The sequence below is a fragment of the Pseudomonas sp. Pseusp97 genome, from assembly GCF_047304025.1.
Taxonomy (GTDB): Bacteria; Pseudomonadota; Gammaproteobacteria; order Pseudomonadales; family Pseudomonadaceae; genus Pseudomonas.
In genome coordinates this window covers 39,723-52,823 of record NZ_JBGLYK010000003.1, presented here as the reverse complement: position 1 = coordinate 52,823, position 13,101 = coordinate 39,723, and the positions used below count along the sequence as shown (strand labels likewise).

15 protein-coding genes and 1 other RNA gene are annotated in these 13,101 nt (G+C 62.8%); 5 read left to right on the top strand and 11 right to left on the bottom strand.

All coding sequences use genetic code 11. The features are described 5' to 3' along the window. Positions 1-2: 2 nt before the first annotated feature. From mraZ to rsmI, 3 genes are all read right to left on the bottom strand, one after another. Complete coding sequence (mraZ, locus tag ACCC94_RS01410) at positions 3-458, bottom strand: division/cell wall cluster transcriptional repressor MraZ (protein WP_026078936.1); 456 nt, start codon at positions 456-458, stop codon at positions 3-5. Between the two features lie 307 nt (positions 459-765). Continuing rightward, positions 766-1,122, bottom strand: an RNA gene (gene rnpB / locus ACCC94_RS01405) — RNase P RNA component class A. Positions 1,123-1,162: 40 nt separating this feature from the next. After that, entirely contained in the window at positions 1,163-2,011 is an 849-nt protein-coding gene (gene rsmI / locus ACCC94_RS01400; RefSeq protein WP_413347697.1) for a 16S rRNA (cytidine(1402)-2'-O)-methyltransferase, read from the bottom strand. Between the two features lie 126 nt (positions 2,012-2,137). Between rsmI and ACCC94_RS01395 the strand changes: the two genes are divergently transcribed. The 4 genes from ACCC94_RS01395 to ACCC94_RS01380 are packed head-to-tail and all read left to right on the top strand — an operon-like array spanning position 2,138 to position 5,523. Continuing rightward, on the top strand, positions 2,138-3,952 hold the full coding sequence (locus ACCC94_RS01395; RefSeq protein WP_413347696.1) for a penicillin-binding protein activator: 1,815 nt from the start codon (positions 2,138-2,140) through the stop codon (positions 3,950-3,952). Next, positions 3,949-4,326: a YraN family protein gene (locus ACCC94_RS01390; RefSeq protein ID WP_413347695.1), complete on the top strand. Its 378-nt coding sequence runs from the start codon at positions 3,949-3,951 to the stop codon at positions 4,324-4,326. The genes ACCC94_RS01395 and ACCC94_RS01390 overlap by 4 nt, the downstream gene beginning before the upstream one ends. A 28-nt stretch (positions 4,327-4,354) precedes the next feature. Beyond that, positions 4,355-4,948 (top strand): phosphoheptose isomerase, encoded by a 594-nt coding sequence (locus tag ACCC94_RS01385; protein ID WP_017518113.1) that lies wholly within the window; start codon positions 4,355-4,357, stop codon positions 4,946-4,948. Then, the gene (locus ACCC94_RS01380; RefSeq protein ID WP_024764053.1) at positions 4,945-5,523 is read left to right on the top strand and encodes a BON domain-containing protein; all 579 of its coding nucleotides are present in this window, start codon (positions 4,945-4,947) and stop codon (positions 5,521-5,523) included. The genes ACCC94_RS01385 and ACCC94_RS01380 overlap by 4 nt, the downstream gene beginning before the upstream one ends. Before the next feature lie 49 nt (positions 5,524-5,572). Here ACCC94_RS01380 and ACCC94_RS01375 read toward each other — a convergent pair whose 3' ends face one another. From ACCC94_RS01375 to rplM, 7 genes are all read right to left on the bottom strand, one after another. Further along, positions 5,573-5,977 carry a ClpXP protease specificity-enhancing factor gene (locus tag ACCC94_RS01375; protein WP_413347694.1) on the bottom strand — a complete coding sequence of 135 codons (405 nt, stop codon included), beginning with the start codon at positions 5,975-5,977 and terminating at the stop codon, positions 5,573-5,575. An 11-nt stretch (positions 5,978-5,988) separates the two neighbouring features. Next, the gene (locus tag ACCC94_RS01370) at positions 5,989-6,606 is read right to left on the bottom strand and encodes a glutathione S-transferase N-terminal domain-containing protein (protein WP_413347693.1); all 618 of its coding nucleotides are present in this window, start codon (positions 6,604-6,606) and stop codon (positions 5,989-5,991) included. Positions 6,607-6,698: 92 nt separating this feature from the next. Further along, complete coding sequence (locus ACCC94_RS01365; RefSeq protein ID WP_413347692.1) at positions 6,699-7,481, bottom strand: cytochrome c1; 783 nt, start codon at positions 7,479-7,481, stop codon at positions 6,699-6,701. After that, complete coding sequence (locus ACCC94_RS01360; RefSeq protein ID WP_045209611.1) at positions 7,481-8,692, bottom strand: cytochrome b; 1,212 nt, start codon at positions 8,690-8,692, stop codon at positions 7,481-7,483. Before ACCC94_RS01360 ends, ACCC94_RS01365 begins: the two co-directional genes overlap by 1 nt. Then, positions 8,692-9,282, bottom strand: coding sequence for a ubiquinol-cytochrome c reductase iron-sulfur subunit (petA, locus tag ACCC94_RS01355; protein ID WP_081517479.1), 591 nt, complete (start codon positions 9,280-9,282; stop codon positions 8,692-8,694). The genes ACCC94_RS01360 and petA overlap by 1 nt, the downstream gene beginning before the upstream one ends. A 249-nt stretch (positions 9,283-9,531) precedes the next feature. After that, positions 9,532-9,924: a 30S ribosomal protein S9 gene (gene rpsI, locus ACCC94_RS01350; protein ID WP_017518120.1), complete on the bottom strand. Its 393-nt coding sequence runs from the start codon at positions 9,922-9,924 to the stop codon at positions 9,532-9,534. 14 nt (positions 9,925-9,938) lie between these two features. Continuing rightward, positions 9,939-10,367: a 50S ribosomal protein L13 gene (gene rplM / locus ACCC94_RS01345; protein ID WP_015475857.1), complete on the bottom strand. Its 429-nt coding sequence runs from the start codon at positions 10,365-10,367 to the stop codon at positions 9,939-9,941. Between the two features lie 245 nt (positions 10,368-10,612). On the opposite strand from rplM, the gene ACCC94_RS01340 reads away from it, so the two are divergent. Then, a complete protein-coding gene (locus ACCC94_RS01340; RefSeq protein WP_413347691.1) occupies positions 10,613-11,650 on the top strand; it encodes an NADP(H)-dependent aldo-keto reductase in 1,038 nt (345 codons plus the stop codon). Between the two features lie 102 nt (positions 11,651-11,752). Here ACCC94_RS01340 and ACCC94_RS01335 read toward each other — a convergent pair whose 3' ends face one another. Continuing rightward, complete coding sequence (locus ACCC94_RS01335; RefSeq protein ID WP_413347690.1) at positions 11,753-12,898, bottom strand: acyl-CoA dehydrogenase family protein; 1,146 nt, start codon at positions 12,896-12,898, stop codon at positions 11,753-11,755. Positions 12,899-13,101 lie beyond the last annotated feature (203 nt).

Here is a 13,101-nt window from a genome sequence, read left to right as displayed (position 1 = left end):
GCTCACAGAATAAGGTCGCGCAATTCATCCGGCAGTCCGCCGGGTTCTTTGATGGCTGCGAGGTCGGCCTCGGCAAGCGCATTCCACTTGTCTTCGTCCCACAACTGGAACTTGTTCAGCTGGCCGACCAGCATCGCTTTCTTGTCCAGGCCGGCGTATTCGCGCAGGCGCGGCGGAACGAGAAAACGCCCGGCGCTATCGAGCTCCAGGTCAACGGCATTGCCAATCAGCAAACGCTGCAGGCGCCGCGTCTCTTCACGCAGCGAGGGCAGCTCGCGCAGCTTGGCTTCGATGAGTTCCCATTCAGGGAGGGGGTAGACAGTGAGGCAGGTGTCGACGGCATCGATGGTGACGATGAGCTGGCCGTTGCAACGCGAAACGAGCTCGTCACGATACCGACTCGGCATCGCGAGGCGCCCTTTGGCGTCGAGACTTACGGCGTTAGCTCCGCGAAACACGTCAGCGCTTCCCCTGTGGTTGGCTATCCATGCCTGTTGATCCCACTTTTACCCACTTCGTACCACTTCCGCACACTATAGAAATCCGCGCTCCCCACCGTCAAGGCGAGCCAGAGAGGAAAAATCCTTACAGGACCGAGATTTAGCGTGCTTTTGCGAGGTACAGGGAGGGAATTTGACGCGCCAGAAAAGAGAAAAGCCCAGTGTTTTCAAAACACTGGGCTTTCATACTTAAAGTGATTTCTTAAGTTTGTAACTTCTTCCGGTCAGCGACAAATGGTCATGTGGGAAGAAGTGGAGGAAAAGTGCTGAGAGTCGATCTGTAAGCCGGGTTCTGTCGAGGACAGCCATTCCTCTGGGACATGCATCACTGCATGCCTCAAGCGATCTACCCGAACCCAACGCGGGCCGCGCCAATGGGTTCCTATTTGATCTTGCTCCGAGTGGGGTTTACCTAGCCACGAACTGTTGCCAGCCGTGCGGTGCGCTCTTACCGCACCTTTTCACCCTTACCGGCGCTTGCGCGCTTAGGCGGTTATTTTCTGTGGCACTTTCCGTAGGCTCGCGCCTCCCAGGCGTTACCTGGCACTCTGCCCTGTGGAGCCCGGACTTTCCTCCATCCCATGGTGGAACACCACGGAACAGCGACTGTCCAATCGACTCTCAGTCCGCAAGATTAGCGGCTGACGGCGCTCAGGACAAGCTCAAGCCTTGCCCTGGCGCTCCAGCGCGAGCTGATAAAGCTGGTTCTTGCGCGCCCCGGTGATCTCCGCGGCGAGCGCGGCGGCGCGCTTGACCGGCAACTCCGCCAGCAGCAGATCGAGCACCCGCAGGGTCTGCGCATCCACCGCCTCATCGCCTTCCGGCGCCGGCTTGCCCGCCACCAGCAGTACACACTCACCCCGCTGCTGGTTGCTGTCGGACGCCACGAATTCGCGCAGCTCGCCCAATGGCAGGCCTTTCAGAGTCTCGAAGGTCTTGGTCAGCTCGCGCGCCAGCAGCGCCGGCCGCTCGTCGCCGAAGATTGCCGCCATGTCCTCGATGCACTCCAGCACCCGGTGCGGCGCCTCGTAGAAGATCAGGGTGCGCGGCTCGTCCAGCAAAGCCTCCAGACGCCCACGGCGGCCGGCGGCCTTGGCCGGCAGGAAACCCTCGAAGACGAAACGGTCCGACGGCAGGCCAGCAGCGGAAAGCGCGGCAATCAGGGCGCAGGCGCCCGGCACCGGCACCACCGGGATCCCCGCAGCGCGCGCCTGGCGCACCAGGTGGTAGCCCGGATCGGAAATCAGCGGCGTGCCCGCGTCGGAAATCAGCGCAACGTCCTCGCCGGCCTGCAGCTTGGTGAGGAAACGCCCGCCCTGCTCCCGCTCGTTATGTTCGTGACAAGCCGCCAGCGGCGTCTGAATACCGAAGTGCTGCAACAGGCGCACGGAGTGGCGGGTGTCTTCCGCCGCGATGAGCGCCACGTCGGCCAGCACCTTCAGCGCCCGCGCGCTGATGTCGTCCAGGTTGCCGATGGGTGTGGCCACCACATAGAGAGTGCCAAGGGTCACGCGCTAACCTCGCCGGAAGCATCTGAAAAAGCCGCATTGTATCCCGATTCCGGCAGCCGCCATCGCGTCGCCCTGCCCGCTTGGGTACAATCGGCAGCTCTTTGAATGCGTCACGAGAAGCCCGATATGATCGCTCGCCTGCGTCCGCTATCCGCTCTGTTCCTGGCCGGCATGCTCGCCGCCTGTGCGTCCTCCCCGTCGTCCAACCTCGGCGAGCTGCCGCGCACCCCGGACGCCAGCATCGAACAGCTGCTGCAGCAGGCCTCCACCGCCAAGCCGGATGAAGCTGCCGTGCTGCGCCTGTCCGCGGCAGACCTCGCCTACAAGCAGAAGGATTTCGGCCGCTCCACGCAGATCCTCGACCAGATCCCGATGGACAGCCTGAAGCCCGCCCAGCAGGTCTTCGCCAGCACGCTGCGCGCCCAGCTGGAACTGGCCCGCAACAAGGCCAAGGCGGCGCTGAAGGCATTCGACAACCCCAGCTTCCAGCGCCTGGGCGAAATGCCGGTGGATCTGCAGGCGCGCGCCGGCATGGTCAAGTCCCTGGCCCTGGCGGCCGACGGGCAGGCCCTGAGCGCCGCCCGCGAGCGCGTGTTCATCGATCCACTGCTCAACGCCGAAGCGAGCAAGGCCAACCATGAGGAAATCTGGAAACTGGTCTCCAGCCTTCCCCTGGAGCAGATGCAGGCCAGCAACAATGAGGGCGACCTGAACGGCTGGCTCGAACTGGCGCGGATCACCAAGTCTTCCTCGACCCTGAAGGAACAGCAGTCGAACATCGACAACTGGGTTGCGCAGAACCCCGATCACCCGGCCGCCAAGCAGCTTCCGGACGCCCTGACCAAGCTGAAGTCCCTGGCCGCCCAGCCGCTGAACAAGATCGGCCTGCTGCTTCCGCAACAGGGCCAGCTCGCCTCCGTTGCCCGCGCCCTGCAGGACGGTTTCCTCGCCGCTCACTACCAGGCCCAGCAGAGCGGCCAGGCCCAGCCGGCGATCAAGCTCTACGACAGTAGCCAGGTGCGCTCGCTGGACGAGTTCTACCGCCAGGCCCAGGCCGACGGCGTGCAACTGGTCGTAGGCCCGCTGGAGAAGAATCTGGTGAAGCAGATGAGCAGCCAACCGCAGCTGCCGATCACCACCCTGGCGCTGAACTATGCCGACGGCGCCCAGGAAGGCCCCGCCCAACTGTTCCAGTTCGGCCTGTCCGCCGAGGACGAAGCCCGCGAAGTGGCCAACCGCGCCTGGAACGACGGCATGCGTCGCGCCGTGGCCCTGGTGCCGCGTGGTGAGTGGGGCGACCGCGTACTGGCGTCCTTCAGCCGCAACTGGCAGGCTGCCGGCGGCACGCTGATCGCCGCCGAGCACGTCGACCAGCCGGTGGAGCTGGCCCGCCAGATCGCCGACCTGCTGCAACTGCGCCAGAGCGAAGGCCGCGCCAAGCGCCTGCAGGGCGTGCTCGACAGCAGCGTCGATACCCAGCCGTCGCGCCGCCAGGACATCGACTTCATCTTCCTCGCCGCCACCCCGCAGCAGGCCCGCCAGATCAAGCCGACCCTGGCCTTCCAGTACGCCGGCGACCTGCCGGTCTATGCCACCTCCAACCTGTACACCGGGGTGAACAATCCGGCGCAGGACCAGGACCTGAACGGCATCCGCTTCTGCGAGACGCCTTGGCTGCTGAACCCGAACAACGCCCTGCGCCAGCAGGTCGCCGCTCAATGGCCGGCCGCCAACGGCAGCCTCGGCCGCCTGTACGCCATGGGCGCCGACGCCTATCAGCTGGCCCCGCGCCTGCCGGAACTCAAGGCCGTGCCGAGCATGCAGGTCGATGGCCTGACCGGCACCCTGAGCGTCAGCGCCGGGCAGCGCGTCGAGCGCCGCCTGCCCTGGGCAGAGTTCAAGAATGGCCAGGTCCAGCCGTTGGAGAACAGCGGTATTTGATCGGCAACAGCCCTACCCAGAAGGCCGGGCGGCAGGCCGAAGCCGCCGCCCTGGCCCATCTGCAACAGCATGGATTGCGCCTCCTGGCGCAGAACTGGAACTGCCGCCGCGGCGAGCTTGATCTGGTCATGCTGGACGGCGATACAGTAGTATTCGTCGAAGTTCGCTCCCGCCGGCATTCCGCCTGGGGAGGAGCGCTGGAGAGCGTGGATTGGCGCAAGCGTGAGCGCCTGGCCATCTCCGCCGAACTCTTCCTGCAACAGAACGCCTGCTGGAGCAGTCACCCCTGCCGGTTCGACATCGTCGCCATCGACGCGCGCGGCCCAGGCTCCGCAGGGCATTTGAACTGGATTCCCAACGCCTTTGACACCTGATCAGACGCCCGACGAAAGGTCACACCTGATGGACATGCAATCCCGTATCCGCCAGCTCTTCCATGCCAGCATCGAGACCAAGCAACAGGCTACCGAGGTGCTCATCCCGCATATCGAGCAGGCCAGCATGGTCATGGTCAATGCCCTGCTGAACGAGGGCAAGATCCTCTCCTGCGGCAATGGCGGCTCCGCCGGCGATGCACAGCATTTCTCCTCCGAACTGCTGAACCGCTTCGAACGCGAGCGCCCGAGCCTGCCGGCGGTGGCCCTGACCACCGATAGCTCGACCATCACCTCGATCGCCAACGACTACAGCTACAACGAGGTCTTCTCCAAGCAGATCCGCGCCCTGGGCCAACCGGGTGACGTGCTGCTGGCGATCTCCACCAGCGGCAACTCGGCGAACGTCATTCAGGCGATCCAGGCCGCACATGATCGCGAAATGGTTGTCGTAGCTCTGACCGGCCGCGACGGTGGCAACATGGCATCGTTGCTGCTGCCCGAAGACGTGGAGATCCGCGTCCCGGCCAAGGTCACCGCACGCATCCAGGAAGTCCACCTGCTGGTCATCCATTGCCTGTGCGACCTCATCGACCGTCAACTGTTCGGGAGTGAAGAATGACCCGTACCCCTCTGATCGCAGCCGCACTGGCCGTGACCATGGCACTGGGTGGCTGCAGCAGCTTCGTCAGCGCCACCCGCGACAAGCCGATCGACGATGACAAGGGCACCCGCACCCTTGGCAGCAAGATCGACGACTCGCTGATCGAAACCAAGGTGGCAGTGAACGTCGCCAAGGCCGATCCGGACCTCGACCGCAACTCCCACGTCGTGGTGATCAGCTACAACGGCGTGGTACTGCTGGCCGGCCAGACCCCGCGTGCCGACCTGAAGAACAAGGCCGAGCAGGCCGCCAAGGAGGTGCAGAAGGTCAAGACCGTGCACAACGAGCTGCAGATCCTGCAGCCCTCCTCCCTGGCCGCCCGCAGCAACGACACCTGGCTGACGACCAAGATCAAGAGCCAGATGCTCGCTGATGCGAATGTCCCGTCAACCCGCATCAAGGTCCTGACCGAGAACGGCATCGTCTACATGCTCGGCCTGGTTACCCGCAAGGAAGGCGACCTGGCTACCCAGGTGGTCCAGGGCGTGGACGGCGTGCAGAAGATCGTCCGCCTGTTCGAGTACATCGACTGAGCACTCGATCGCAGGCATGAAAAAGGCGACCCTCGGGTCGCCTTTTTTATTACTTCACCACCTTGAGACTCGGTCGGCCACTGGGGCGCGGCGGCTCGTCGGAGGGGCCGTCATCCGGTAATTCCTCGTCGTCGGTGGGTACTGGCGGTTCCAGGTCGAAGACCATGCCCTGGCCGTTCTCCCGCGCATAGATGGCCATCACGGCCTGGGACGGGATGTACAGGCTCTGGGCAACGCCACCGAAACGTCCTTCGAAGCTGACCGCCTCGTTATCCATCTGCAGGTGACGCACCGCGGTCGGCGAGACGTTGAGCACGATCTGGCCGTCGCTGGCATAACCCGGCGGCACCCGCACACCCGGGTACTCGGAATTCACCAGGATATGCGGGGTGCAGCCGTTGTCGACGATCCACTCATAGAGGGCTCGCACGAGGTAGGGACGACTGGAGTTCATCAGCAGGCTCCTTAGCGCATATCACGTTCGATAGAGGACAGGCTCGCACGGAAAGTTTCCCGTGCAAACTGTCGCTCCATGTAATCCAGCAGAGGCTTCGCCGGCCGCGGCAGCTCGATACCCAGGATCGGCAGGCGCCAGAGGATCGGCAGCAGGCAGCAATCCACCAGGCTCAGCTCGTCGCTGAGGAAGAACGCCTTGTCAGCGAACAGCGGCGACACGCCGGTCAGGCTCTCACGCAACTCCTTGCGCGCCAAGGCTCGTTCGGCGTCCTTGCGGCGGGTATCGAGGATGCGATCCACCAGGCTGCACCAGTCGCGCTGGATACGGTGCATCAGCAGCCGGCTGTTGGCCCGGGCTACCGGATAGACCGGAAGCAGCGGCGGGTGCGGATAACGCTCGTCGAGGTACTCCATGACCACTGTCGACTCGTAGAGCGCGAGATCGCGATCCACCAGGGTCGGCAGGCTGCCATAGGGATTCACTTCGGCGAGTTTGGCCGGGATGTTGCCGGCGGGTACGTCGATGATGTCGGCAACGACGCTCTTCTCGGCCAGCACCAGGCGCACGCGATGGCTGTAGTGGCAGGCAGGGTCGGAGAAGCAGGTGAGCTTGTTGATTGCGGCCATGCCGCGCGCCTCCTCGCAGGATTTCTTGTGGGAGGTAGAAAAACGCACGCGCGCCCCGTAGGGCGCGCGCTTGTTACTACGACTGGTGGTGCTTAGTGCACGTCCTTCCAGTATTCACGCTTGAGCAGGTAGGCGAATACGAAGAAGAAGGCCAGGAACAGCAGGACGTAGGTGCCGATGCGGTGAGAGTCCAGCTTGTTCGGGTCAGCCGAATAAGCCAGGAAGGTCACCAGGTTCTTCACCTTCTCGTCGAACTGGGCTTCGGTCAGCTGGCCGGATTTCGGCACGATGGTCAGCTGGTCGCAGGCCTCGTGGGTCAGCGGGGTACCGGTCAGAGGATCGTACTGCTTCTTGCCATCCTCGACGACCTGAACCTGCTTGCAACCGATGACCTGGCGACCTTGCAGGCTGACCAGCACGTTCGGCATGCCGACGTTCGGGAAGACCTTGTTGTTCACGCCCCACGGACGTTTGGGATCTTCGTAGAACGAACGCAGGTAAGTGTACAGCCAGTCGGCGCCACGGACACGGGCTACCAGGGTCAGATCCGGCGGCGCGGCGCCGAACCAGACCTTGGCGTCGGCCGGCTTCATGCCGATGTCCATGTGGTCACCGATCTTCGCGCCGGTGAACACCAGATGGCTCATCATCAGCTCTTCCGGAATGCCCAGATCACGACCGACACGCTCATAACGCTGGAACTTGGCGCTGTGGCAGCCCATGCAGTAGTTGGCGAAGGTACGCGCGCCATCCTGCATGGCGGCCTTGTCGGTCAGGTCGATATCGACGCGATCCAGAGCCGGGCCATGGCCTTCGGCGGCGAAGCCGAAGACAGGCAGCAGAGCCAGAACAAATGCAGCGAATTGCTTTTTCATCAGCCAGTCACCCTTTCCGGAACCGGTTTGGTTTTCTCCATCCGGGTGTAGAACGGCATCAGGATGAAGAAGGCGAAATACAGAATGGTGCACAGGCGGGACAGCGTGGTGCCCAGCGGCGACGGCGCTTGCGAGCCGTAGTAGCCGAGGATCACGAAGGAAACCGCGAAGATCACCAGCCAGATCTTGCTCAGCCAGCCCTTGTAGCGGATCGAGCGAACCGGGCTACGGTCCAGCCACGGCAGCACGAACAGCACGGCGATAGCAGCGCCCATTGCGATGACGCCCATCAGCTTGTCCGGAACGGCGCGCAGGATCGCGTAGAACGGGGTGAAGTACCAGACCGGAGCGATGTGCTCGGGAGTCTTGAACTGGTTCGCCATCTCGAAGTTGGGCTTCTCGAGGAAGAACCCGCCCATTTCCGGGAAGAAGAAGATCACGGTGCAGAAGACGAACAGGAAGACCACGACACCGACGATGTCCTTCACGGTGTAGTAGGGGTGGAACGGGATGCCATCCAGCGGGATGCCGTTCTCGTCCTTCTTCTTCTTGATGTCCACGCCATCGGGGTTGTTCGAGCCGACTTCGTGCAGCGCCAGGATGTGCAGCACGACCAGGCCGAGCAGGACGATCGGCAGCGCGATCACGTGCAGGGCGAAGAAGCGGTTCAGGGTGATGCCGGAGATCAGGAAGTCACCGCGGATCCACTGGGCCAGGTCTTCACCGACGACCGGAATGGCGCCGAACAGCGAGATGATCACCTGGGCGCCCCAGTAGGACATCTGGCCCCAGGGCAGCAGGTAGCCCATGAAGGCCTCGGCCATCAGGGCGAGGTAGATCAGCATGCCGAAGATCCACACCAGCTCGCGGGGCTTCTGGTACGAACCGTACAGCAGGCCACGGAACATGTGCAGGTAGACGACCACGAAGAACGCCGATGCACCGGTGGAGTGCATGTAGCGGATAATCCAGCCGTAATCCACATCGCGCATGATGTACTCGACGGAAGCGAAAGCCTCTTCCGCCGACGGGGTGAAGCTCATGGTCAGCCAGATACCGGTGAGGATCTGGTTGACCAGGACGAGCAGCGCGAGGGAGCCGAAGAAGTACCAGAAGTTGAAGTTCTTCGGGGCGTAATACTTGCTCAGATGGTCTTCCCACATCTTGGTCGCGGGGAAGCGGGCATCGACCCAAGCCATGAACTTGTTCATCAGGCTTTCTCCTGGTCCACACCGATGGTCAGCTCGTCACCATCAAGCGAATAGGGCGGAATCGGCAGGTTCAGGGGCGCGGGCTGTCCCTTGTAAACGCGGCCGGCGAGGTCGTAATGGGAGCCGTGGCACGGGCAGAAGTAACCACCTTTCCAATCCGGACCGAGGTCTGCGGGAGCGACTTCCGGGCGGAAGGTCGGCGAGCAGCCCAGGTGGGTGCAGATACCGACGATCACGGCCAGTTCAGGCTTGATCGAGCGCACCTTGGGATCGACGTAGGCAGGCTGGTCCGAAGCCTTCGACTCGGGGTCAGCCAGTTGCCCATCCAGGGTCGGCAGCGCGTCGAGCATCTCCTTGGTGCGATGCACCAGGAATACCGGCTTGCCACGCCATTCGGCGATGACCTGCTGGCCCGGCTCGATCTTCCCTACGTTGACCTTCACCGGCGCGCCAGCGGCCTTCGCCTTGGCACTGGGGAACCATGACCCCACGAACGGGACCGCAGCTCCGACCGCTCCTGCCGCACCGACCACCGAAGTGGCCGCGACAAGGAAGCGACGCCGGCCTGCATTCACGCCGTCATTACTCATTCAGTCGTCTCCCATCAGCTTCAAGCCTGTTCAAATCAGGCTTTTAAGTAAAAATTCGAGCCGCGCAAAAAATTCGCCAAATGGTAAAGAAAAGCCCTTGTGATGACAAGGTAATAGCCTGTTACGCAACCCCCGAAACCCTTGCGCCGCGCGGCTTGCGCGGATGCGACACCTTGCCGCACGAACTTATTGAAGACATAAAAAAACGCCCAGTCCAAAGGATCTGGGCGTTTTTTTCGAAGCGTCGTATTAACGCTTGGAGTACTGCGGACGCTTACGCGCTTTACGCAGACCGACTTTCTTACGTTCAACTTCGCGAGCGTCGCGAGTGACGTAGCCGGCTTTACGCAGCGGGCTGCGCAGGGTCTCGTCGTACTCGATCAGGGCGCGGGTGATACCGTGACGGATCGCACCGGCCTGGCCGCTTACACCACCGCCAACGACGGTGACGTAGATATCGAACTTCTCGGTGTTCTCGGTCAGCTCGAGCGGCTGACGGACAACCATGCGAGCGGTCTCACGACCGAAGAACTGCTCGATGGAGCGGTTGTTGATGGAGATCTTGCCAGTGCCCGGACGCAGGAAGACGCGAGCGGTAGCGGTCTTACGACGGCCAGTGCCGTAATTTTGAGTCGCCGACATAATGAGCTATCCCGTTAAATCTTCAGTTCTTGAGGCTGCTGAGCGGTGTGCGGGTGGTTGGCACCCTTGTACACTTTCAGCTTGCGGTACATGTCGCGGCCCAGCGGGTTCTTCGGCAGCATGCCTTTGACGGCAGTCTCGATAACGCGCTCAGGAGCCTTGGCGATCAGCTTCTCGAAGTTGATCGACTTGATACCGCCCGGGAAGCCCGAGTGATGGTAGTACATCTTGTCGGTAGCTTTGGCGCCAGTGACACGAACCTGCTCGGCGTTGATGACGACGATGTAGTCGCCGGTGTCAACGTGCGGGGTGTATTCCGGCTTGTGCTTGCCGCGCAGGCGGGTAGCAATTTCGGTAGCCAGACGACCCAGGGTCAGGCCAGCAGCGTCGACGACGAACCAGTCGCGCTTAACAGTTTCTGGTTTCGCGGTATAAGTTTTCATTCGTTATAGCCTCAGGGGCCGCCTGAAAATAAGACGGCGAATCTTACTGGACAGTGGTTGCCTTGACAAGTCAAGGACAGCCGAAGACAGACACGAATTGGGGCTCGGGTCGGTGTGCGTCCGTAACGACTAGATGTATCGATCGGCAGGCTTGGCATCCCCCACCGATGAAAGGCTGCGGAATTATGCAGATTCCGGCAGAATTTTCAACTGTATGACGCACTTGTTTTCATGAGGAGACCTGCATGGAGTACCGCCCGCTCGGCCGCACCGAACTGAAAGTCAGCGCCCTGTGCCTGGGGACCATGACCTGGGGCGAGCAGAACACCCAGGACGAGGCTTTCGCCCAGATCGAGCGGGCCAAGGCCGCCGGTCTGAATTTCATCGATACCGCCGAGATGTACCCGGTGCCGCCGCGTGCGGAAACCTACACCCGCACCGAGCAGATCATCGGCAACTGGTTCGCCCGGCGCGGTGATCGTGCCGACTGGGTGCTCGCCAGCAAGATCGCCGGCCCCGGCAACTCCATCAGCCACATCCGCGACGGCCAGCCGAAGCTCGACCGCAGGAACATCGTCGCGGCGCTGGACGGCAGCCTCAAGCGCCTGCAGACCGACTGGATCGACCTCTACCAGCTGCACTGGCCCGAGCGCAGCACCAACTTCTTCGGCCAACTGGGCTACCAGCACAAGGAAGAAAGCTTCACGCCGCTGGAAGACACCCTCGAGGCACTCGACGAGCAGGTTCGCGCCGGCAAGATCCGCCACATCGGCCTGTCCAACGAGACGCCCTGGGGCACCATGCGCTTCCTGCAGATCGCCCAGGAGCGCGGCTGGCCGCGCGCGGTGTCGATCCAGAACCCCTACAACCTGCTCAACCGCAGCTTCGAGGTCGGCCTCGCGGAAATCGCCATTCGCGAGCAGATCGGCCTGCTGGCTTACTCGCCCATGGCCTTCGGTATGCTCTCGGGCAAGTACTTCGGCGGCGCGCGCCCGGCCAATGCGCGGATCACCCTGTTCAGCCGCTTCACCCGCTACACCAACCCGCAGACCGCCAGCGCCTGCGACCGCTACGTGACCCTCGCCCGTGAGCACGGCCTGGACCCGGCGCAGATGGCCCTGGCCTTCGTCACCAGCCGCCCGTTCGTGGTCAGCAACATCATCGGCGCGACCACCCTCGAACAACTGGAAGCCAACCTCGGCAGTTTCGCGCTGAAGCTTTCCGACGAGGTGCTGGCCGGCATCGAGGCGATCCACAAGGACCAGCCGAACCCGGCGCCCTGAGGCGTATGCTCTTGTAGGAGCGAGCTTGCTCGCGAACCACCCGACACAGCAGTTGCCAGCGAAATGTTCGCGAGCAAGCTCGCTCCTACAGGAACCCGCCGATTACAGCGCGCGGGCGATGATTTCCTTCATGATCTCGTTGGTACCCGCGTAGATGCGCTGCACCCGCGCATCGGCCCAGGCGCGGGCGATCGGGTACTCCCACATGAAGCCGTAGCCGCCGTGCAGCTGCACGCACTCATCGAGCACCTTGCACTGCAGGTCGGTGGTCCAGTACTTGGCCATTGCTGCGGTGGGCACGTCCAGCTTGCCTTCCAGGTGCTGCTCCAGGCAGCGGTCGACGAAGACGCGGCCGACCTGGATCTCGGTGGCCATTTCCGCGAGCTTGAAGCGCGTGTTCTGGAAGTCCGCGATGGATTTTCCGAAGGCCTTGCGGTCGCGGGTGTAGTCCAGCGTCCATTTCAGCGCCGCCTCGGCCGAGGCCAGTGCACCGAGCGCCACGGTCAGGCGTTCCTGGGGCAACTCCTGCATCAGGTAGATGAAGCCCTGCCCGTCCTTGCCCAGCAGGTTTTCCTTGGGGATGCGCACATCCTGGAAGAACAGCTCGGAGGTGTCCTGGGCCTTCATGCCGACCTTTTCCAGGCGCTTGCCCTTGGTGAAGCCCGGCGTGCCCGCCTCGACCAGGAACAGGCTGGTGCCCTTGGCGCCGGCCTTGGGGTCGGTCTTGGCAACCACTATCACCAGGTCGGCCAGCCAGCCGTTGGTGATGAAAGTCTTCGAACCGTTGATCACGTACTCATCACCATCCAGCACCGCGGTGGTCTTCACGCCCTGCAGGTCGGAACCGGCGCCCGGCTCGGTCATGGCGATGGCCGAGACCATCTCGCCGGAAACCAGCCTGGGCAGGTAGCGCTGCTTCAGTTCTTCGCTGCCGTAATGAAGGATGTAGGGCGCGACGATGTCCGAGTGCAACGAGAAGCCGATGCCGGTGAGGCCCAGGCGACCGATCTCCTCGATCACCACGGCGCTGTAGAGGAAGTCCGCGGCCATGCCGCCGTAGGCCTCGGGCAGGTGCGAGCAGAGCATCCCGGCCTCCCCGGCCTTATTCCACAGCTGGCGGTCGATGTGACCGTCCTTTTCCCACTGGGCGTGGAAGGGCACTGCCTCCTGTTCGAGGAACTTGCGGACGCTGTCGCGGAACAGCTCGTGGTCGGAACTGAACAGGGTTCTGGGAATCATGCGCTGCACCTGCGGATCGGCTGTAGGAATTATTGGAAGGCCGACTGTAGGCCAGCGCGAACCGCTCTGCACTGGACACTTTCGCCAAAAAATAAGACGATCCAGCCGCATCATGACCGCTTTAGCGTCATGCAAAGACATCCATAAGAAGTACAAGAACCGATGCCCAATCCAGCTCCCCGTGTGCTGCGCCGCGTCAGCATCCTCGCCAC

Excerpts from the sequence above, each read along its gene's own strand:
- ACCC94_RS01395 (WP_413347696.1), top strand. The coding sequence starts at position 2,138 with ATGATCGCTCGCCTGCGTCCGCTATCCGCTCTGTTCCTGGCCGGCATG.
- ACCC94_RS01385 (WP_017518113.1), top strand. The coding sequence starts at position 4,355 with ATGGACATGCAATCCCGTATCCGCCAGCTCTTCCATGCCAGCATCGAG.
- ACCC94_RS01380 (WP_024764053.1), top strand. The coding sequence starts at position 4,945 with ATGACCCGTACCCCTCTGATCGCAGCCGCACTGGCCGTGACCATGGCA.
- ACCC94_RS01375 (WP_413347694.1), bottom strand. The coding sequence starts at position 5,977 with ATGAACTCCAGTCGTCCCTACCTCGTGCGAGCCCTCTATGAGTGGATC.
- ACCC94_RS01370 (WP_413347693.1), bottom strand. The coding sequence starts at position 6,606 with ATGGCCGCAATCAACAAGCTCACCTGCTTCTCCGACCCTGCCTGCCAC.
- ACCC94_RS01365 (WP_413347692.1), bottom strand. The coding sequence starts at position 7,481 with ATGAAAAAGCAATTCGCTGCATTTGTTCTGGCTCTGCTGCCTGTCTTC.
- ACCC94_RS01360 (WP_045209611.1), bottom strand. The coding sequence starts at position 8,692 with ATGAACAAGTTCATGGCTTGGGTCGATGCCCGCTTCCCCGCGACCAAG.
- petA (WP_081517479.1), bottom strand. The coding sequence starts at position 9,282 with ATGAGTAATGACGGCGTGAATGCAGGCCGGCGTCGCTTCCTTGTCGCG.
- rpsI (WP_017518120.1), bottom strand. The coding sequence starts at position 9,924 with ATGTCGGCGACTCAAAATTACGGCACTGGCCGTCGTAAGACCGCTACC.
- rplM (WP_015475857.1), bottom strand. The coding sequence starts at position 10,367 with ATGAAAACTTATACCGCGAAACCAGAAACTGTTAAGCGCGACTGGTTC.
- ACCC94_RS01340 (WP_413347691.1), top strand. The coding sequence starts at position 10,613 with ATGGAGTACCGCCCGCTCGGCCGCACCGAACTGAAAGTCAGCGCCCTG.